This is a genomic window from Zoogloea sp. (assembly GCF_041911615.1).
In the GTDB taxonomy this organism is placed as follows: domain Bacteria; phylum Pseudomonadota; class Gammaproteobacteria; order Burkholderiales; family Rhodocyclaceae; genus Zoogloea.
Genome location: NZ_JAYROR010000066.1, coordinates 96,309 through 114,641 on the forward strand (window position 1 = coordinate 96,309; position 18,333 = coordinate 114,641).

Here is an 18,333-nt window from a genome sequence, read left to right on the forward strand (position 1 = left end):
CGACTCGCGGCGAGGCGGGCGATGCGGATTGGGGTGGGGGCGAGTTTCATCTTCGGGTGTGAAGCGCTGGCGCAAATAAAAACGGATTGCCGACAAGGGGGCTTATCGGCAATCCGCGGCGGCTCTTCAGTGTCTTCTCGCCCCGAGGTTGGGACGGCCGGGCCGAGAGGCCCGGCGGCGTGGGTCACATGCCCTGGTAGATCGGGCCTTCGCCCCCCTGAGGGGTGACCCAGTTGATGTTCTGGGTCGGGTCCTTGATGTCGCAGGTCTTGCAGTGGACGCAGTTCTGGGCGTTGATCTGCAGACGCGGGTTGCTGCCTTCGGCGTCACGGACGATCTCGTAGACGCCGGCCGGACAGTATCGCTGTTCGGGGGCGTCGTACTTTGCCAGGTTGACGGCGATGGGCACCGATGCGTCCTTGAGCTGCAGGTGGCAGGGCTCATCCTCTTCGTGGTTGGTATTGGAGAGAAAGACCGAGGAGAGTCGGTCGAAGGTGAGCTTGCCGTCGGGCTTGGGGTAGGCGATCGGGCTGCACTCGGCGGCCGGACGCAGGGCGGTGTGGTCGGCGCTGTTGTGGAGGGTCCAGGGGACCTTGCCGCCGAAGAGCGTCTGCTCGGCGCCGAACAGGAGGGAGCCGAGCCACAGGCCCTTCTTCATGTAGGGCTTGAAATTGCGGGTCTTGTGGAGTTCGGCGTGCAGCCAGCTGGCCTTGAAGGCTTCCGGGTAGGCGCTCAGTTCGTCCTGCGCGCGGCCGGCAGCGAGGGCGTCGTAGACGGCCTCGGCCGCGAGCATGCCGGATTTCATCGCGGCGTGGGTGCCCTTGATGCGGGCGGCGTTGAGGAAACCGGCGTCGTCGCCGATCAGCGCGCCACCCGGGAAGACCAGCTTCGGCTGGCTCTGCAGGCCACCAGCTGCGATGGCCCGGGCGCCGTAGGCCAGGCGTTTGCCGCCGTCGAGGAACTTGCGGATTTCCGGGTGGGTCTTGTAGCGCTGGAACTCCTCGAATGGCGACAGGTAGGGATTGCTGTAGTTGAGGCCGACGACGAAGCCGACTGCGACGAGGTTGTCTTCGAGGTGGTAGCAGAAGCCGCCGCCGTAAGTGGCGGTGTCCATCGGCCAGCCGGCGGTGTGCACCACGAGGCCGGGGACATGCTGCCCGGCGGGGATTTCCCAGAGTTCCTTGATGCCGATGCCGTACGTTTGCGGATCGACGCCGTCGCGCAGGGTGAAGCGGGCTTCGAGTTGTTTGCCCAGGTGGCCGCGACAGCCTTCGGCGAAGAAGGTGTACTTGGCGCGCAGCTCCATGCCGGGCTGGAAATTGGGGCCCTGGGTGCCGTCCTTGAGCACGCCCATGTCGCCGGTGATCACGCCGGCCACGGCGCCCTTCTCGTCGAACAGCAGCTCGGCGCCGCTGAAACCGGGATAGACCTCGATGCCCATCGCTTCGGCCTGCTCGCCCAGCCATTTGACGAAGTTGCCCAGGCGGACGATGTAGTTGCCGTCGTTGTGGAAGGAGTCGGGCAGGAGACCGTTGGGCACCTGACGACCGCCGGTCTCGGACAGGAAGATCACGCGATCCTCGGATACCGGGGTGTTGAGCGGCGCGCCACGCTCTTTCCAGTCGGGGAAGAGCTCGTTGAGGGCACGGGGATCGACGACCGCGCCGGAGAGGATGTGGGCGCCGATTTCGGCGGCCTTCTCGATCAGGCAGACCGAGAAATCCTGCCCTTTTTCCGCTGCGAGTTGCTTGAGCCGGATCGCCGTGGCGAGGCCCGCAGGGCCGCCGCCGACGATCAGTACGTCGAATTCCATGGAATCGCGTTCCATTGCCGTCACCTCCTGATATTTTCTGATTTGTTCTGGATCGGCACGCCGACTGGCGCCCGTTTCGGCTCGCGGAAGAGGCCCGCCGGCCGCAGTTGGGCCGGCAGCCAACATACGCAAGCGTATGTTACATTGACTCGGCGCGCACGGGGCAGTTGTATAGCATCCGTCACGCGACTGCAATCGAAAACAAGACAAGGAGACACGTCCCCATGAGCGACGCACAGGCAACGCGCAAATTGCAGCTGATCACCCGGATTCCGGTCCGCTGGGGTGACATGGATGCCTACGGGCACGTCAACAACACGATCTATTTCCGCTACTGCGAGCAGGCCCGCGTCGAGTGGCTGGAGCAGTCGGGCTCGGCGGTGACCCCGGACAACCCGGTGGCGCCGGTCATCATCAATGCCAGCTGCACTTTCCTGATTCCCATCAACTATCCGGCCACGGTGGTGCTGCGCATGTACGCCGGCGAGCCGGGGCGTAGCAGCGTGATGACCTGGTACGAGCTGGGGGTCGAGGGCGACGAGCGGGTCTATGCCGAAGGCGCATCGAAGGTGGTGTGGATGGATCCGCGCACCGGCAAGTCGGTACCGCTCCCCGACGACATTCGCGCCAAGGTAAGCTGAGCACTTCGTGCAGCATCGACACCGGACGACGAGCCGGGTTATGAATAACAGTCGCAGGAGAACTTCATGAGCTATCCCATCGCCGAGCGCCCGTTGTGGGTGCCGGATGCCGGCCGTGTGGCAGGCGCCAACATCACCGATTTCACCTGTCAGGCCGAGGCCCGCTGGGGGCGGGCGCTGCCGGATTACGCCGCGCTGCACGCCTGGTCGGTCAGCGAGCCGGCCGAGTTCTGGACGTCGGTGTGGGATTACGGTCAGGTGAAGGGCCAGATGGGCGACGTCGTGCTCGAGGACGGTGATCGCATGCCAGGTGCCCGCTGGTTCCCCGGTGCGCGGCTCAACTTCGCCGAGAATCTGCTGCGCAGCCGCGACGACAGTGATGCGTTGATCTTCTGGGGCGAGGATCGGGTTCATAACCGTCTCTCCCACGGCGACCTCTATCGCCAGGTGGCGCATCTGGCCGCCGCGCTGCGTGACATGGGCGTCGAGCCTGGCGACCGCGTCGCGGCCTGGATGCCGAACCTGCCCGAAACCATCGTGGCGATGCTCGCCGCGACCAGCATCGGTGCGATCTTCTCGTCCGCGTCGCCGGATTTCGGTGTGCAGGGCGTCCTCGACCGTTTCGGTCAGATCGAGCCGAAGGTGCTGGTGGCGGTCGATGGCTACTACTACAACGGCAAGGTTGTCGACTGCCTCGATCGGCTTGCGGCGATCACCGACGGGCTGCCTTCGGTGAAGCGGGTCATCGTCGTGCCTTACGTTCATGCCCACCACGATCTTTCTCATGTGCATCACGCGCGGCTGCTGGCGGACTTCGTCAAGCCCTTCCTGGCCGAAACCGAGATCCGATTTGCCCAGCTGCCCTTCGATCACCCGCTTTACATCATGTATTCGTCGGGCACCACCGGCGTGCCCAAGTGCATCGTTCACTGTGCCGGCGGCGTGCTGCTCCAGCATTTGAAAGAGCTGCGCCTGCATGGTGACGTCAAGCCGGGCGATCGTTTGTTCTACTTCACCACCTGTGGCTGGATGATGTGGAACTGGCTGGTGTCTGGCCTCGCCGCCGGCGCCACGCTGCTGCTTTACGACGGTTCGCCGATGATCGGCAACGGCGCGATCCTGTTCGACTACGCGCAGGCCGAGCACATGACCCACTTCGGCACGTCCGCCAAGTTCATCGACGGCATCGCCAAGGCTGGCCTGCGTCCCCGCGCCACCCATGACCTGTCGGCGCTGCGGGCGATGTTTTCCACCGGCAGCCCGCTGGTGCCCGAGGGCTTCGAATACGTCTATCGTGAGATCAAGTCCGACCTCTGCCTGTCCTCCATCTCGGGCGGCACCGACATCGTGTCGTGCTTTGTGCTCGGCAACCCCGCGCTGCCCGTGTGGTCTGGGGAGATCCAGTGCAAGGGGCTCGGCATGGCGGTAGACGTTTTCGACGAGGCCGGCACGCCGGTGCGCAGCGAGAAGGGAGAACTGGTGTGTACCCGGCCTTTCCCGGTGATGCCGATCGGTTTCTGGAACGACGCGGACGGCGCCAAGTATCGTGCCGCGTACTTTGCCCGCTTCGACAACGTGTGGTGCCACGGTGACTATTCCGAGATCACCGCCCACAACGGGCTGATCATCTACGGCCGCTCCGACGCCACCCTCAACCCGGGCGGCGTGCGCATCGGCACGGCGGAGATCTATCGTCAGGTCGAGAAGCTCGACGAGGTCGTCGAATCCCTGGTCATCGGCCAGCAGTGGCCGCCGGGCGACGCCGCCGACGTGCGGGTGGTGCTCTTCGTCAAGCTACGCGAAGGTCTCGCCCTCGACGATGCGCTGATCGCCCGCGTCCGCCAGACCATCCGCGACAACACCACGCCGCGCCATGTGCCGGCCAAGGTGGTGCAGGTGACCGACATTCCGCGCACCAAGAGCGGCAAGATCGTCGAGTTGGCGGTGCGCTCGGTGGTGCACGGCGAGCCCGTCAAGAACGTCGAGGCATTGGCCAATCCGGCCGCGCTCGAGCAGTTCCGGGCCCGGCCCGAACTGCAGTCTTGAGGAGCCCGCGATGCTCATGGATCGTCAGAAGGGCAGCCTCCTCGTCGTGGATGTGCAGACCCGCCTGCTGCCGGCCATCGCCGACGGCGAGGCGGTGCTGGCCAACTGCAGCTGGCTCGTCGGGGTCGCCCGACGTGTCGGCGTGCCGGTGGTGGTTTCCGAGCAATATCCGCAGGGCCTCGGCCCCACCGCCGCGCCGCTGCGCGAGGCGGCTGGCGACGCGCGGGTGGTCACCAAGACGCATTTTTCATGCGTGTCGGACGGTTGCCTCGACGGCACCGAGGTGGATGCCCGCCGTCAGGTGGTGGTCGTGGGGACCGAGGCGCACGTCTGCGTGATGCAGACGGCGCTCGAGCTGCGCTGGCAGGGCAAGGAGGTGTTCGTCGTCGCCGACGCGGTCGGCTCCCGCAAGGCGGTCGACCGCGAAATCGCTCTGGCGCGTATGCGCAGCCACGGCATCGAAGTGGTCACCCGCGAGATGGTCGCATTCGAATGGCTCAAGCAGAGCGCCACCGAGCTGTTCCGCGAAGTTAACCGGGACTTCATACGCGACAATTGAGGAATCGTTACCCTCTACGGGAAGCGGGCCCGTTGAAGAAAGGGGGGTGAATCGGCTATCATTCCCCTTTCCAGAAGTCCCCCGTGTCATGACCAAATACGTCTTTGTTACCGGTGGTGTCGTGTCCTCTCTGGGCAAGGGCATCGCCGCCGCCTCCCTCGGGGCGATTCTCGAATCCCGCGGCATCAAGGTTACCCACCTCAAGCTCGACCCCTACATCAACGTCGACCCCGGCACGATGAGCCCCTTCCAGCACGGGGAAGTCTTCGTGACCGAAGACGGTGCCGAAACCGACCTCGACCTCGGCCACTACGAGCGCTTCACCAGCGCCAAGATGAGCAAGCGCAACAACTTCACCACCGGCCAGATTTACGAGGCGGTGATCAAGAAGGAACGGCGCGGCGAATACCTCGGCAAGACGGTCCAGGTCATTCCCCACATCACCGACGAAATCAAGACCTACGTCAAGCGTGGCGCCGAAGGTGCCGACGTGGCGATCGTCGAGGTGGGCGGCACCGTGGGCGACATCGAATCGCTGCCCTTCCTCGAGGCCATCCGTCAGATGGGCATCGAAGAAGGCCGTAACGGCACCTGTTTCATCCATCTCACGCTGCTGCCCTACATCCCGACCGCCGGTGAGCTCAAGACCAAGCCCACCCAGCACTCGGTGAAGGAACTTCGCGAGATCGGCATCCAGCCCGACATCCTGCTGTGCCGCGCCGACCGCTCGGTTCCAGCCGACGAGCGCCGCAAGATCGCGCTGTTCTGCAACGTGATGCCCGAAGCCGTCATCGAGTGTCTCGACGCCGACTCCATCTATCGCATCCCGGGCATGCTGCACGACCAGATGCTCGATGAGATCGTCTGCCACAAGCTGGGCATCCTGGCCCGCGCGGCCGACCTGTCGATCTGGGAGCGCCTGCTCGACGCGCTGAACAACCCGAATCACAGCCTCGACATCGCCTTCGTCGGCAAGTACGTCGACCTGACCGAATCCTACAAGTCGCTCATCGAAGCCCTCAACCACGCCGGGATGCACACCCGCAGCAAGGTCAACATCCACTACCTGGATTCCGAGGACATCGAGAAGGACGGCTGTGGCGCACTCAAGTCGATGGACGCCATCCTCGTCCCAGGGGGGTTCGGCCGTCGTGGCACCGAAGGCAAGATCGCCGCGATCCGCTACGCCCGCGAGAACAAGGTGCCGTATCTGGGCATCTGCCTCGGCATGCAGCTGGCGGTCGTCGAGTTCGCCCGTGACGTGGCCGGCATGAACGGCGCCCACAGCACCGAGTTCGACAAGCACACCGGTTTCCCGGTCATCGGCCTCATCACCGAATGGCACGACGCCTCAGGCAAGGTCGAGAAACGCGGCGAGGATTCCGATCTGGGCGGCACGATGCGCCTCGGCGGCCAGGTCTGCAATCTGGCCGAGGGCTCGCTGGCCCGTGAGATTTACGGCAAGGCCGAGATCACCGAACGTCACCGCCATCGCTACGAAGTGAACAACACGCTGCTCGCCCAGCTCGAAGCGCAGGGCCTGCGCGTCGCCGGCCGCGCGCCGGGCACCGACCTGTGCGAGATGATCGAGCTGCCGTCCGACGTCCATCCGTGGTTCGTGGGCTGCCAGTTCCATCCGGAATTCACGTCCAATCCGCGTAACGGCCACCCGCTGTTCACCGCCTTCGTCAAGGCTGCGCTCGCCCACCAGCAGGGCGGTTGAAAGGAATCGTCATGAAACTCTGCGGCTTCGATGTCGGTCTCGACAAGCCCTTCTTCCTGATCGCCGGCCCTTGCGTCATCGAGTCGCGCGAGATGGCCCTCGAAACCGCGGCGGCGCTGAAGGACATCTGCGCCGAACTGGCGATCCCCTTCATCTACAAATCCAGCTACGACAAGGCCAACCGCAGCTCCGGCAAGTCCTTCCGGGGCATGGGCATGGAAAAGGGGCTCGAGATCCTCGCCGAAGTCCGCGAGAAGGTCGGCGTGCCGGTGCTCACCGACGTCCACACCGAAGCCGAAGTGCCCCACGTGGCGGCGGTCGTCGATGTGCTGCAGACGCCGGCCTTCCTGTGTCGCCAGACCGACTTCATCCACGCCGTGGCATCCTGCGGCAAGCCGGTGAACATCAAGAAGGGCCAGTTCCTTGCTCCAGGCGATATGAAGAACGTCGTCGACAAGGCCCGCGAGGCCAACGGCGGCGCCGATACCATCATGGTGTGCGAGCGCGGCGCGTCCTTCGGCTACAACAACCTGGTGTCCGACATGCGCTCCCTGGCGATCATGCGCGACACCAGCTGTCCGGTGGTCTTCGACGCGACCCACTCGGTGCAGCTGCCGGGCGGGCAGGGCACGGTTTCGGGCGGCCAGCGGGAGTTCGTGCCGGTGCTGGCGCGGGCGGCCGTGGCCGTTGGCATCGCCGGGCTGTTCATGGAAACCCACCCCGATCCCGCCAAGGCCTTCTCGGACGGCCCCAACGCGTGGCCGCTGCCCAAGCTGAAGGCGTTGCTGGCGACCCTCAAAGCGATCGATGCGCTGGTCAAGGGTGAGGGTTTCGAAGAGCTCAAAGGCTGAGCCCGCAGGCGATTTTCCGGTTTCGAAGTTAGAGGCGGCCGGAAGGTCGCCGCTGTAAATTCAGTGATAAGAAAGGAAGTTCATGAGCGCCATTGTTGATGTCATTGCCCGCGAGGTCCTCGACTCCCGCGGCAACCCCACCGTTGAAGCCGACGTGCTGCTCGAATCCGGCGTGATGGGTCGCGCGGCGGTGCCGTCCGGCGCCTCCACCGGCTCCCGCGAGGCCATCGAACTGCGCGACGGCGATGCCGGCCGCTACCTGGGCAAGGGCGTGCTGCAGGCGGTCGAGAACGTCAACACCGAGATCTCCGAAGCGCTGATCGGCCTCGACGCCGAAGAGCAGGCCTTCATCGACAAGACCCTGATCGACCTGGACGGCACCGACAACAAGTCGCGCCTGGGCGCCAACGCGCTGCTGGCCGTGTCCATGGCCGTGGCCAAGGCTGCCGCCGAAGAAGCTGGCCTGCCCCTGTACCGTTACTTCGGTGGTTCCGGTGGCATGGCCATGCCGGTGCCGATGATGAACGTCATCAACGGCGGCGCTCACGCCAACAACTCCCTGGACATCCAGGAATGCATGATCATGCCGGTCGGCGTGAAGAGCTTCCGCGAAGCCCTGCGCTGTGGCGCCGAGATCTTCCATCACCTCAAGAAGCTCACCGACAAGAAGGGCTACCCCACCACCGTCGGCGACGAAGGCGGCTTTGCCCCGAACGTCTCGGGCACCGATGAAGCTCTCAACATGATCCTCGAAGCCGCTGCCAACGCCGGCTACGAGCCGGGCCGCGACATCGTCCTGGCCCTGGACTGCGCCGCTTCCGAGTTCTACAAGAACGGCAAGTACGAGCTGGTCGGCGAAGGCCTGTCGCTGACGTCCGAAGGCTTCACCGACTACCTCGCCACCCTGGCCGACAAGTTCCCGATCATCTCGATCGAAGACGGCATGGCCGAGGGCGACTGGGCGGGCTGGAAGCACCTGACCGACCGCCTCGGCAAGAAGGTGCAGATCGTCGGTGACGACCTCTTCGTGACCAACACCCGCATCCTGAAGGAAGGCATCGACAAGGGTATCGCCAACTCGATCCTCATCAAGATCAACCAGATCGGCACCCTGACCGAGACCTTCGCCGCCGTCGAGATGGCCAAGCGTGCCGGCTACACCGCGGTGATCTCCCACCGTTCCGGTGAAACCGAAGACTCCACCATCGCCGACATCGCGGTGGGTCTGAACGCCATGCAGATCAAGACCGGTTCGCTGTCCCGTTCCGATCGCATCTCCAAGTACAACCAGCTGCTGCGCATCGAGGAAGATCTCGGCGATACCGCCTTCTACCCGGGCCTGTCGGCTTTCTACAACCTGCGTACCCGCTAAGGGTTTCCGCAGACCGGAGCACGGCGACGTCGGGTCGCCGTGCTCCGGATGCTCAGTCTTGCTTCCATGCGTTGGCCAACCGTCATTCTCGCCTTACTCGTGCTTGCCTTGCAGTATCCGCTCTGGATCGGCAAGGGTGGCTGGCTGCGCGTCTGGGAAGTGGAGAAGCAGCTTTCTGCCCAGAAGGAAGGCAATCGCAAGCTGGAGCAGCGTAACACCGGCCTCGAAGCGGAAGTACGTGACCTGAAGACGGGTTACGAAGCCGTGGAAGAGCGCGCGCGTTTCGAGCTTGGCCTCACCAAGCCGGACGAAGTCTTCGTCCAGACGCCTCAAACACCCAAGTAAGTCTCGTCCCTGCATCGCTCGCCTGTTTGAGGCGAGGTCCGGGGTTGCCTCCGCTGACCGTCGCCGTCAGGTTGGTCTGGCGGGAGCTTGTCCGCACGCGTCGTCGGCCGTCATTGCCTCGATGGCTGCCAGCAGGCCGCGGGTCGAGTCGTCGTGCGCAATGCCGGCAGTGGCGTCGATGCGTTGCGCCATGGCCTTGCCCAGCATGACGCCGTATTGATCGAAGCTGTTGATGCCCCAGATCCAGCCCTGAACGAAAACCTTGTGTTCGTACAGCGCCAGCAATTGACCGAGGCTGAACGGTGTGACTTCGGGCATCAGCAGGGTGCTGCTGGGCTGGTTGCCCGCGCAGACCCGGTGCGGCGCGAGGCGCGCGACCTGGGTTTCGTCGACGCCAAGGGCACGTAGTTCGGCCTCGGCTGAGTGGAGGTCGTGACCTTGCATCAATGCGGCCGACTGGGCCAGCGCGTTGCCCAGGAGACAGCGGGTGGCCGCCGACGGATTGCGCGGAACGGGCACGATGAATTCGAGCGCGAGCTTGCGGGTACCCTGGTAGAACAACTGGTGGTAGGCGTGCTGGCCGACGGTGCCGGCGCCGCCGAACACGATCGGCGCGGTCGACCAGGTGACGGGGCGCCCCTCGCGGTCGACCGACTTGCCATTGCTTTCCATTTCGAGCTGCTGCAGATAGGCGGGCAGGCTGCGCAGGCGATGACTGTAGGGCAGGATCGCGAGGCTGTCGGCGCCGAGAAAGGTGGTGTTCCAGATGCCCAGCAAGGCCATCAGCACCGGCAGGTTGGCGGCGGGCGGCGCGTCGGCGAAGTGGGCGTCCATGCGGCGGCCGCCGGCCAGGAAGGCGTCGAACGCGTCCGGCCCGAAGGCCAGCATCACCGGCAGACCGATGGCGGACCATACCGAGAACCGTCCGCCGATCCACTCGGGCAGCGGGAAGATCGCGTCGGCCGACACGCCGAATGCGTTGGCGGCCGCTACGTTCTGGCTGATGGCGACGAAATGACGGGAAAGATCGGCCGCATCGCCCAGGGCCGCGCCGAGCCACATGCGGGCAAGGCGGGCGTTGCTGAGGGTTTCGCTGGTCGAGAAGCTCTTCGAGGCGACGATGAACAGGCATTCCGCAGGGTCGGCGAGACGCAGGATCGCCTGGAGTTCGGTCTCGTCGATGTTGGCGGCGAATGACAGGGTAAGTCGCTGGGATTGCGTCGACGCGAAGGCTTCGGCCAGAAGCTGGGGGCCGAGATCGGAGCCGCCGATGCCCAGGTGAATGACGTGGCGGAAGGGGCGACCGGTGCTGCCGCGCACGTGGCCGTCGTGCAGGCGCGCCGCGAAGGCGCGCATCCGGGCCAGGGTGGCGGCGCTGTCGGTGCGGGCGCTGAAGGGACTGCGGTCGAACAGTCGGGCCGCGGTATGCAGGGCGGCCCGCCCTTCGGTGAAATTGACCGGCTGGCCGGACAGCATGGCGGCGATGCCGTCGGCAAGACGGGCTTCGTCGGCCAGTGCGAGGAGGTCGGCGAGCGCCGTGGCGGACAGGCGCTCCTTGGCGTAATCGAGCAGAAAGCCGTCGGCCTTGCACGAGAAATGCGTGAACCGCCTGGCGTCCTTGGCGAAATGCGCGCGCAGGGTTGTGCCGGCTTCGTGGCGGGCGTGCAGGCGCAGACGGCTGGCGGCGTCGCTGTTGTCGAGGCGAAAGGCTGGCAGAGGGGCGCCTGCCTCAACCACGGCGGTAGAGCTTGAAGGTCTCGGCCTTGCGACCGCCACCAAGGCGGCGCTCCCAGATCAGGGTGCCTTCGCCGCGTACCTTTGCGCTCGTGGTGTGGGTGGCGTAGGTGAGCAGCAGCGGGCATTCGCCACCGCTGGCGTAGGGGCGCGTCCGGATGCCGGCGAAGTAGTCGAGGGCGGCGCGCTGGGTATCGCCGACTCCGCGTCGAACGATGCAGATGTCGCCTTGACCAGCGAGGGCGGCGCGCAACTCGGCCGCGATGGGCTGGTAGTTCTTGGTGTGGGCGAACCAGGGCTGCCAGAGCGTGACGGCGAGGCACCACAGCAGGGTCATGCCGACTGCCCAGTTGGTGGTGCCGCGCAGGGGGGCACGGCGTACCAGCAGAGGGAGTGCCAGCAGGGCGAGGCTGAGCAGTGCGCCGATGAGCGCGCCCCAGGCGAGGTTGCCCTGGGGGAAGTCCGGCGCCATCTTGGCAACCTGGCGGGCGAGGCCGGGCGGCCAGCCGAAGTGCAGCGCACTCCAGCCCAGCCAGACGAGCAGGGCGAAGAACGCGAAGCTCATGATGCCGAACCAGTCGAGGGCGTTGGCCGCGCCGCGGCGCAGGGTGGCCACGCCGAGGGCGGCCAGCAACGCGAGGGGCGGCAGCGTGGGGAGCACGTTGGCGGGGCGCAGGTTGCCGGTCGTGGCGACGAGCAGCACGGCGAGCAGGCCGGCGAGGATCGGCAGCGCGAGCGGCGGTGTGGCCAGGGTCTTGCGGTTGCGCCAGACCGCCCAGCCGGCGATCGGCCACAGGGGCCAGGCGAACCAGCCGAGCAGTTGCATCAGCTTGCCGAAATCGCCCAGGTGGTAGGTGTGGGGAAGGGCCGAGGCGAGCTCGTCGGCCCACCACGACGCGAGGGCTTCCGGCTGGGTCAGGGCGACGGCGCCCAGCCATGCGCCGGCGATCAGGCCGGTGACCAGTGTGCCGAGGGCAATTCCGGTCAGCACGCCCCGGCTGCGGCAGCTCGGGCACAGCAGGGGCGCCACGAGCAGGACGGGGAGGGTCAGGATCAATCCGGACAGGCCGCCGGCGAGGAAGGCGGTGCCGCAGCCGGCACCGGCCTGCAGGCCGCCGCGTAGCGGACGTTCGGCCAGCTGGCCAAGACCGGCGTAGCAAAGGGTCATACCGGCGAGCTGGGCCAGCATCGGTTGGGTCTCGTGGGCGTGCACGACGAGGCCGATCGCGCCCAGGCCGAGCAGCACGGCCGGCGCGAAGGCGCTCTCGCCATACAGGCGGCGGGCCGCGATGCCGGTCCAGTAAAGGTAGGCGGCGGTGAACAGCGGGCTGGCGAGACGGGCGGCATCATGCACCGGCAGCAGGCCGCCGAACACCTTGGCGAGCAGCGCGCCGACCCAGTAGTAGAGCGGCGGGTAGTCGTGGAAGGCTTCACCGGCGATCTCGGGCATCAGCCAGCTGCCGTGGGTGAGGATGGCGTGGATGGGCCCAAGGTAGGTGATGTCGTCGCCGCGCCAGGGCAGGTGGCCGGTCGTGCCGACCAGCAGGTAGACGGCGATGAGCAGGGCCAGCGACCAGCCGGTGAGGGGGGCCGTCAGGGCGAAGCGGGGGGCATCGTTGGGCATGGGTTTGCGCGGGCGGCGGCGGTCTGGGCGTGACGCTTGAAGGCTACCGGTTCATTGGGACAAAACAACCGGGAAAATAAAAAAGGCAGCCTCGGCTGCCTTTTTTTGGACGATGCCGGCGAAGGGCGATGATCAGCCCAGGCGCTGCACGGAACCGTACTTCTGGCGGAAACGCTCGACACGGCCGGCGGTATCCACGATCTTCTGCTTGCCGGTGTAAAACGGGTGGCAGGCGGCGCAGACTTCGACGTGGTACTGGGGCTTGCCCATGGTCGAGCGGGTGGTGAAAGTGTTGCCGCAGGAGCAGGTCACTTGCACTTCGGTGTAATTCGGGTGGGTATCGGCTTTCATCGCGGTTCCTTTGAGTACGTGGGTGGTGAATTTGGCCACCCGAAAACGCAGTATTTTGAACTAGTTCAGCGCCTTAGGCAAGGAATCCCGCAATTTTTAGAGGAACCGGGCGACGAAGGCCCCTTCGCTGCCCGGGGGAAGCGCCAGCCAGACCCGGTGATCGCTGCCGGGAACCCGCTCGATGTCGTCGCCGGCGGGGCCGACGAGGCGTTCGACGCGAACTTCACGGTTGCCCGAGGGGTGGATCAGTTCGAGCCGGTCGCCGACGGAGAAGGCGTTCTTGGAGGCGATTTCGGCCAGGCCGCGCGTGGCGTCGTAGCCGACCACGTCGCCCACATACAGGCTGCGATCCGATTCGGAGTGGCCGCGCAGGTAATTCTGCATCTCGTGCGGGGTGTGGCGCTGGTAGAAGCCGTCGGTGTAGCCACGATTGGCGAGGCCTTCGAGCTGGCCGAGCAGGCGCGGATCGAGCCCGCGGCCGGCGACCGCGTCGTCGATGGCTTGGCGGTAGGCCTGGCAGGTGCGGGCGACGTAGTAGGGGCTCTTGGTGCGGCCTTCGATCTTGAAGGAGTCGATGCCGATCTCGGTGAGCCGCTGCACGTGCTCGATGGCGCGCAGATCCTTGGAGTTGAGGATGTAGGTGCCGTGTTCGTCCTCTTCGATCGGCATGTAGTCGCCGGCGCGCTTGTGGGGTTCTTCCAGCAGGTGGACGTCGCCGCTGCCGCAGGTCCGGGCTTCGTGGGTCTTGAAATCCCAGCGGCAGGAGTTGGTGCAGGTGCCCTGGTTGGGGTCGCGGTGGTTGAAGTAGCCGGAGAGCAGGCAGCGGCCGGAGTACGCGATGCACAGGGCGCCGTGGATGAAGACCTCGAGTTCGGTGTCGGGGCAGTCCTGGCGGATGCTGGCGATCTCGTCGAGGGAGAGTTCCCGGGAGAGGATCACCCGCGCGATGCCGGCCTGCTTCCAGAAGCGAACGGCGGCGGCATTGACGGTGTTGGCCTGTACCGAGAGGTGGATCGGCATCTCGGGGAAGTGCTCGCGGACCATCAGGATGAGGCCCGGGTCGGACATGATGAGCGCGTCGGGCTTGAGGGCGATGACCGGCGCGATGTCCTTGACGAAAGTCTTGATCTTGGCGCCGTGGGGGTAGATGTTGGCGACGACGTAGAAGTGCTTGCCCAGCGCATGGGCGCGGGCGATGCCGTCGGCGAGGACGGGCAGATCGCCGAAATCGTTGTTGCGCACGCGCAGCGAGTAGCGCGGCTGGCCCGCGTAGATGGCGCTGGCGCCAAACGCGAAGGCGGTGTCGAGCATGGCCAGCGAGCCGGCCGGGGCGAGGAGTTCGGGTGTTTTGCGGGACATCGGGAAGATCGGTCGGGGTGGGGTGGTGGCTTCAGCGGTAGGCGTCGAGGGCGCTGCGCCAGCGGGCGAGCGCGGGGCTCTGGGTGTCGATGCGGCTTTGAAGCACCTGTTCGGCCATTTCGAGCATGGCTTTTTGTTCCTGGCTGATGAACTGCACGGGCTGCGTCTCGAGGTGGACCAGCAGATCGCCGGCCTTGCGCTTGCCCCGGCCGGGAAAGCCGGCGCCAGGAACGCGGATTTCGGGCTGGGTGCCGCCTTCGGGAAGGAGCACGTCGCGGACGCCGGTGAGGGTCGGCACTTCGATGTTGCCGCCAGCCAGGAGCCGGAAGACGCTGACCGGCACGGTGACGTGGAGGTCGTGGCGATCGAGGCGGAACAGCGGGTGGGCGCGGGTCTGCAGGGTGAGATAGAGGTCGCCGGGTTCGCCGCCCTCGGGCGCGGGTTCGCCCTGGCCGGCGATGCGGAGTTCCTCACCCGGCAGCATGGCGGGCGGAACGCTCACCGCGAGCTGGCGTTCGGCGGGCAGCCAGCCGCGTCCATCGCAGCTGGGGCAGTGGGTGTCGGTGGTGAAGCCCTTGCCGTGGCAATGGCCGCAGGGTTCGAGGCTGCCGCCCACGCGCAGGCGTCCGCTGCCGTGGCAGTGGCTGCACATGCTGGTGCGGCCGTAGCTGCGCTGACCGCTGCCGCCACAGGCGTCGCAGGGCTCGCGACCGTCGATAGTGACGGTGACGGTGGCGCCACGGGCGGCGTCGATGAGATCGAGCAGGATGTCCTGGCGGCGGTCGTGACCACGGGGTTTGCGGCTGCGCGGGGGCGGCTTGGCTGGCTCGGATGCGGGAGCGTCGTGGTGTTCGTCGAGGATGGCGTCGGCCTTGCGGGTGAGGCGCTCGAAGGCTTCCCGCACGCGGCGGAACTGGTCCTGGGCTTGCGGGTCGGGGTTGCGGTCGGGGTGCCAGCGCATGGCGAGGCGCTTGTAGGCGCGCTTGATGTCGGCATCGCTGGCGTCCTGGGCAACGCCGAGGATCTGGTGAAAATCGGGGGAGGACATCCTCCCATTTTAATCGGCGTCGGCCCGGGGCGGGGGCGATTGTCGGGGGGGCTTTCAGGGTTTGTCGGATTTGCGCCGGTCTTGATGACACTCGTGCAGACAATGGACGCTGCCGTCCTCGTTGGCGACTTCGAGGCGCACGGCGAAGCCCCACAGCCGGGCGACGTGCTTGAGGACTTCTTCGGTGTCGCCGGACAGGGGGCGGCGTTGGTAGGCCTGATGGCGCAGGGTGAGCGAGCGGTCGCCGCGCAGATCGACATTCCAGACCTGCAGGTTGGGTTCGCGGCTGCCCAGGTTGTAGTTGTCGGACAGGATCTCGCGCACCCGACGGTAGCCGCGCTCGTCGTGAATCGCGGAGATGCGCAGCCGATTGTCCTTGTCGTCGTCGAGGATGGCGAAGAGGCGGAAATCGCGCATCACCTTGGGCGACAGGAACTGGGCGACGAAGCTCTCGTCCTTGAAGTTGCGCATGGCGAAGTCGAAGGTCTCGCGCCAGTTGCTGCCGGCGATGTCGGGGAACCAGTGGCGGTCTTCGTCGGTGGGGTGCTCGCAGATGCGGCGGATGTCCTGCCACATGGCAAAGCCGAGGGCGTAGGGGTTGAGGCCGCGATACCACGGTTCGTTGTAGCCCGGCTGATAGACGACGTTGGTGTGGGAGTGGAGGAACTCCATCATGAAGCTGTCGGCGAGCAGCCCTTCGTCGTAGAGCGTATTGAGCAGGGTGTAGTGCCAGTAGGTGGCCCAGCCTTCGTTCATGACCTGGGTCTGACGCTGGGGGAAGAAGTACTGCCCGACCTTGCGCACGATGCGCACGACCTCGCGCTGCCAGGGTTCGAGGAGCGGGGCGTTCTTCTCGATGAAGTAGAGGAGGTTTTCCTGGGGCTCGGGCGGAAAGCGTTTGGTCTCGACGGTCTGCGTCCGGGCCTGGGCGGTGGGCAGGGTGCGCCACAGGTCGTTGACCTGGCTCTGGAGATATTCGGCGCGCTCCCGCTGGCGGGTGAGTTCCTTGTCGAGCGAGAGCCGGGCGGGGCGCTTGTAGCGGTCGACGCCGACGTTCATCAGGGCATGGCAGGAGTCGAGGAGCAGTTCGACGTCTTCTTCGCCGTAGCGCTCTTCGCATTCGGTGAGATAGTTCCGGGCGAAGATCAGGTAGTCGATGATGGCGTCGGCGTTGGTCCACTGGCGGAAAAGGTAATTGCCCTTGAAGAAGCTGTTGTGGCCGTAGGCGGCGTGGGCGATCACCAGCGCCTGCATCGTCATGGTGTTTTCTTCCATGAGGTAGGCGATGCAGGGGTTGGAGTTGATGACGATCTCGTAGGCGAGGCCCATCTGGCCCCTGCGGTAGCCCTTTTCGGTCTGCAGGAAGCTCTTGCCGAAGGACCAGTGGTGGTAATTGACGGGCATCCCGACGGACGAGTAGGCGTCCATCATCTGCTCGGAGGTGATGAGCTCGACCTGAATCGGGTAGGTGTCGAGCCCGTACTCGCGCGCGACCCGGTCGATCTCGGCGTGGTAGGCCTCGATGAGTTCGAAGGTCCACTCGCCGGGGGCGGGCAAGGGCTTCCGGCGTCGGGGTTTGGTCGCTGTGCTCATGCCAGTTTCTTCTTGAACAGTTCGCGGAACACCGGGTAGATGTCCGGCAGGCCTTCGATGTGTTGCATTGCAAAATTGCGCTGGTGGCCTGCCAGCTTTTCGTACTCGCGCCACAGGTTCTGCGGCTCGCCCGGGGTGATCTCGATGTAGGCGAAGTACTGCACGTAGGGCAGGATCGACTGGGCCAGCAGGTCGCGGCAGTGGGGCGAGTCGTTTTCCCAGTTGTCGCCGTCGGATGCCTGGGCGCCGTAGATGTTCCAGGCACCGTTGGCGTATCGCTGATGGAGGATGTCCTTCATCAGCTCGAGGGCGCTCGAAACCACGGTGCCTCCCGATTCTCGGGAGTGAAAGAAGTCTTCCTCGTTCACCTCTTTGGCCACGGTGTGGTGGCGGATGAACACCACTTCGATGTGCTCGTAGGTGCGGGTGAGGAAGAGGTAGAGCAGCATGAAGAAGCGCTTGGCGGTGGCCTTCTTGTCCTCGTCCATCGAGCCCGACACGTCCATGATGCAGAACATCACCGCCTGGGTGGTCGGCTTGGGCACCTTGATGCGGTTGTTGTAGCGCAGGTCGAAGGTGTCGATGAACGGGATCGCCTCGATCTTGGCACGCAGGATGCCGATTTCGTCCTTCAAGCGGATCACCTCGGGATCGTCGTCGGTGCGTGTCTCGAGGAGTTCTTCCAGCTGTTTCTGCAGCTCACGCAGCGTGCCGCGGTAAGGTGACGACAGCGCCAGCCGGCGGCCGAGCGCGCCCCGCAGCGAGCGCACCACGTTGATGTTGGCTGGCGTGCCGTCGTTGGTGAAGCCGGCGCGCTGGCTCTTGTATTCGTGGATGCGGGCGAGCTGGGTCTTGACCAGATTGGGGAGCGCCAGATCGTCGAAGAAGACATCGAGGAATTCCTCGCGGGAGAGGTTGAAGACGAAGTCGTCCTCGCCTTCCCCCTCCTTGCTCGCCTTGCCCTTGCCGCTTCCACCGCCGCCACCCGACGGTCGCGGAAGCTCGTCGCCGGTGGAGAACTGGTCGTTGCCGGTGAAGATGGTCTCCCACACGCCGCCGTGACCGTGGTGAAACTGGGGTTCCGACAGATCGCGGGCGGGAATCGAGACGCTTTCGCCGTTATCGAGATCCTTGATCGAGCGACCGGCGATGGCGTCCGCCACCGCCTCGCGGATCTGGTGCTTGAACCGGCGCATGAACCGCTGCCGGTTGACTGCGCTCTTGTTCTTGCTGTCGAACCGGCGATCGATGATTCGGACCATTCGAGCCTCTGG

The 18,333-nt window shown here is 65.6% G+C and carries 15 protein-coding genes; 7 read left to right on the top strand and 8 right to left on the bottom strand.

Annotation, left to right across the window (positions count from 1 at the left end; all coding sequences use genetic code 11):
* Window positions 1-184: 184 nt before the first annotated feature.
* Window positions 185-1,828 (bottom strand): electron transfer flavoprotein-ubiquinone oxidoreductase, encoded by a 1,644-nt coding sequence (locus ACE3P2_RS07710; RefSeq protein WP_374262983.1) that lies wholly within the window; start codon window positions 1,826-1,828, stop codon window positions 185-187.
* Window positions 1,829-2,037: 209 nt separating this feature from the next.
* Between ACE3P2_RS07710 and ACE3P2_RS07715 the strand changes: the two genes are divergently transcribed.
* From ACE3P2_RS07715 to ftsB, 7 genes are all read left to right on the top strand, one after another.
* Window positions 2,038-2,454 carry an acyl-CoA thioesterase gene (locus ACE3P2_RS07715; RefSeq protein WP_374262986.1) on the top strand — a complete coding sequence of 139 codons (417 nt, stop codon included), beginning with the start codon at window positions 2,038-2,040 and terminating at the stop codon, window positions 2,452-2,454.
* 66 nt (window positions 2,455-2,520) lie between these two features.
* Window positions 2,521-4,500, top strand: coding sequence for an acetoacetate--CoA ligase (locus ACE3P2_RS07720; protein WP_374262989.1), 1,980 nt, complete (start codon window positions 2,521-2,523; stop codon window positions 4,498-4,500).
* A gap of 10 nt (window positions 4,501-4,510) precedes the next feature.
* Window positions 4,511-5,059, top strand: a complete 549-nt coding sequence (locus ACE3P2_RS07725; protein WP_374262992.1) for a hydrolase — start codon at window positions 4,511-4,513, stop codon at window positions 5,057-5,059.
* 88 nt (window positions 5,060-5,147) lie between these two features.
* The gene (locus ACE3P2_RS07730) at window positions 5,148-6,782 is read left to right on the top strand and encodes a CTP synthase (RefSeq protein WP_374262995.1); all 1,635 of its coding nucleotides are present in this window, start codon (window positions 5,148-5,150) and stop codon (window positions 6,780-6,782) included.
* A gap of 11 nt (window positions 6,783-6,793) precedes the next feature.
* On the top strand, window positions 6,794-7,633 hold the full coding sequence (gene kdsA / locus ACE3P2_RS07735; protein ID WP_374262998.1) for a 3-deoxy-8-phosphooctulonate synthase: 840 nt from the start codon (window positions 6,794-6,796) through the stop codon (window positions 7,631-7,633).
* 82 nt (window positions 7,634-7,715) lie between these two features.
* Window positions 7,716-9,005, top strand: coding sequence for a phosphopyruvate hydratase (gene eno / locus ACE3P2_RS07740; protein ID WP_374263001.1), 1,290 nt, complete (start codon window positions 7,716-7,718; stop codon window positions 9,003-9,005).
* A 66-nt stretch (window positions 9,006-9,071) separates the two neighbouring features.
* Window positions 9,072-9,350 carry a cell division protein FtsB gene (ftsB, locus tag ACE3P2_RS07745; protein WP_374263070.1) on the top strand — a complete coding sequence of 93 codons (279 nt, stop codon included), beginning with the start codon at window positions 9,072-9,074 and terminating at the stop codon, window positions 9,348-9,350.
* A 66-nt stretch (window positions 9,351-9,416) separates the two neighbouring features.
* On the opposite strand, the gene pgi is transcribed toward ftsB, so the two are convergent.
* The 7 genes from pgi to ACE3P2_RS07780 form a co-directional block, all read right to left on the bottom strand.
* A complete protein-coding gene (gene pgi, locus ACE3P2_RS07750) occupies window positions 9,417-11,087 on the bottom strand; it encodes a glucose-6-phosphate isomerase (protein ID WP_374263003.1) in 1,671 nt (556 codons plus the stop codon).
* Window positions 11,080-12,708, bottom strand: coding sequence for an ArnT family glycosyltransferase (locus tag ACE3P2_RS07755; protein ID WP_374263006.1), 1,629 nt, complete (start codon window positions 12,706-12,708; stop codon window positions 11,080-11,082). The genes pgi and ACE3P2_RS07755 overlap by 8 nt, the downstream gene beginning before the upstream one ends.
* Window positions 12,709-12,840: 132 nt before the next feature.
* Window positions 12,841-13,059: a 50S ribosomal protein L31 gene (gene rpmE, locus ACE3P2_RS07760; protein ID WP_374263009.1), complete on the bottom strand. Its 219-nt coding sequence runs from the start codon at window positions 13,057-13,059 to the stop codon at window positions 12,841-12,843.
* A 96-nt stretch (window positions 13,060-13,155) separates the two neighbouring features.
* The gene (locus tag ACE3P2_RS07765) at window positions 13,156-14,418 is read right to left on the bottom strand and encodes a U32 family peptidase (RefSeq protein ID WP_374263011.1); all 1,263 of its coding nucleotides are present in this window, start codon (window positions 14,416-14,418) and stop codon (window positions 13,156-13,158) included.
* A gap of 31 nt (window positions 14,419-14,449) precedes the next feature.
* Entirely contained in the window at window positions 14,450-15,466 is a 1,017-nt protein-coding gene (locus tag ACE3P2_RS07770; protein WP_374263014.1) for a DnaJ C-terminal domain-containing protein, read from the bottom strand.
* A gap of 54 nt (window positions 15,467-15,520) precedes the next feature.
* Window positions 15,521-17,059 carry a SpoVR family protein gene (locus ACE3P2_RS07775; RefSeq protein WP_374263017.1) on the bottom strand — a complete coding sequence of 513 codons (1,539 nt, stop codon included), beginning with the start codon at window positions 17,057-17,059 and terminating at the stop codon, window positions 15,521-15,523.
* Window positions 17,056-18,321 (bottom strand): YeaH/YhbH family protein, encoded by a 1,266-nt coding sequence (locus tag ACE3P2_RS07780; RefSeq protein WP_374263020.1) that lies wholly within the window; start codon window positions 18,319-18,321, stop codon window positions 17,056-17,058. Before ACE3P2_RS07780 ends, ACE3P2_RS07775 begins: the two co-directional genes overlap by 4 nt.
* Window positions 18,322-18,333: the final 12 nt, after the last annotated feature.

Bases quoted from the DNA above. Each gene is read 5' to 3' on its own strand.
- ACE3P2_RS07715 (WP_374262986.1), top strand. From the start codon at position 2,038: ATGAGCGACGCACAGGCAACGCGCAAATTGCAGCTGATCACCCGGATT.
- eno (WP_374263001.1), top strand. From the start codon at position 7,716: ATGAGCGCCATTGTTGATGTCATTGCCCGCGAGGTCCTCGACTCCCGC.
- ACE3P2_RS07720 (WP_374262989.1), top strand. From the start codon at position 2,521: ATGAGCTATCCCATCGCCGAGCGCCCGTTGTGGGTGCCGGATGCCGGC.
- ACE3P2_RS07710 (WP_374262983.1), bottom strand. From the start codon at position 1,828: ATGGAACGCGATTCCATGGAATTCGACGTACTGATCGTCGGCGGCGGC.
- rpmE (WP_374263009.1), bottom strand. From the start codon at position 13,059: ATGAAAGCCGATACCCACCCGAATTACACCGAAGTGCAAGTGACCTGC.
- ACE3P2_RS07765 (WP_374263011.1), bottom strand. From the start codon at position 14,418: ATGTCCCGCAAAACACCCGAACTCCTCGCCCCGGCCGGCTCGCTGGCC.
- ACE3P2_RS07780 (WP_374263020.1), bottom strand. From the start codon at position 18,321: ATGGTCCGAATCATCGATCGCCGGTTCGACAGCAAGAACAAGAGCGCA.
- kdsA (WP_374262998.1), top strand. From the start codon at position 6,794: ATGAAACTCTGCGGCTTCGATGTCGGTCTCGACAAGCCCTTCTTCCTG.
- ACE3P2_RS07725 (WP_374262992.1), top strand. From the start codon at position 4,511: ATGCTCATGGATCGTCAGAAGGGCAGCCTCCTCGTCGTGGATGTGCAG.
- ACE3P2_RS07730 (WP_374262995.1), top strand. From the start codon at position 5,148: ATGACCAAATACGTCTTTGTTACCGGTGGTGTCGTGTCCTCTCTGGGC.
- ACE3P2_RS07755 (WP_374263006.1), bottom strand. From the start codon at position 12,708: ATGCCCAACGATGCCCCCCGCTTCGCCCTGACGGCCCCCCTCACCGGC.
- ftsB (WP_374263070.1), top strand. From the start codon at position 9,072: ATGCGTTGGCCAACCGTCATTCTCGCCTTACTCGTGCTTGCCTTGCAG.
- ACE3P2_RS07770 (WP_374263014.1), bottom strand. From the start codon at position 15,466: ATGTCCTCCCCCGATTTTCACCAGATCCTCGGCGTTGCCCAGGACGCC.
- ACE3P2_RS07775 (WP_374263017.1), bottom strand. From the start codon at position 17,059: ATGAGCACAGCGACCAAACCCCGACGCCGGAAGCCCTTGCCCGCCCCC.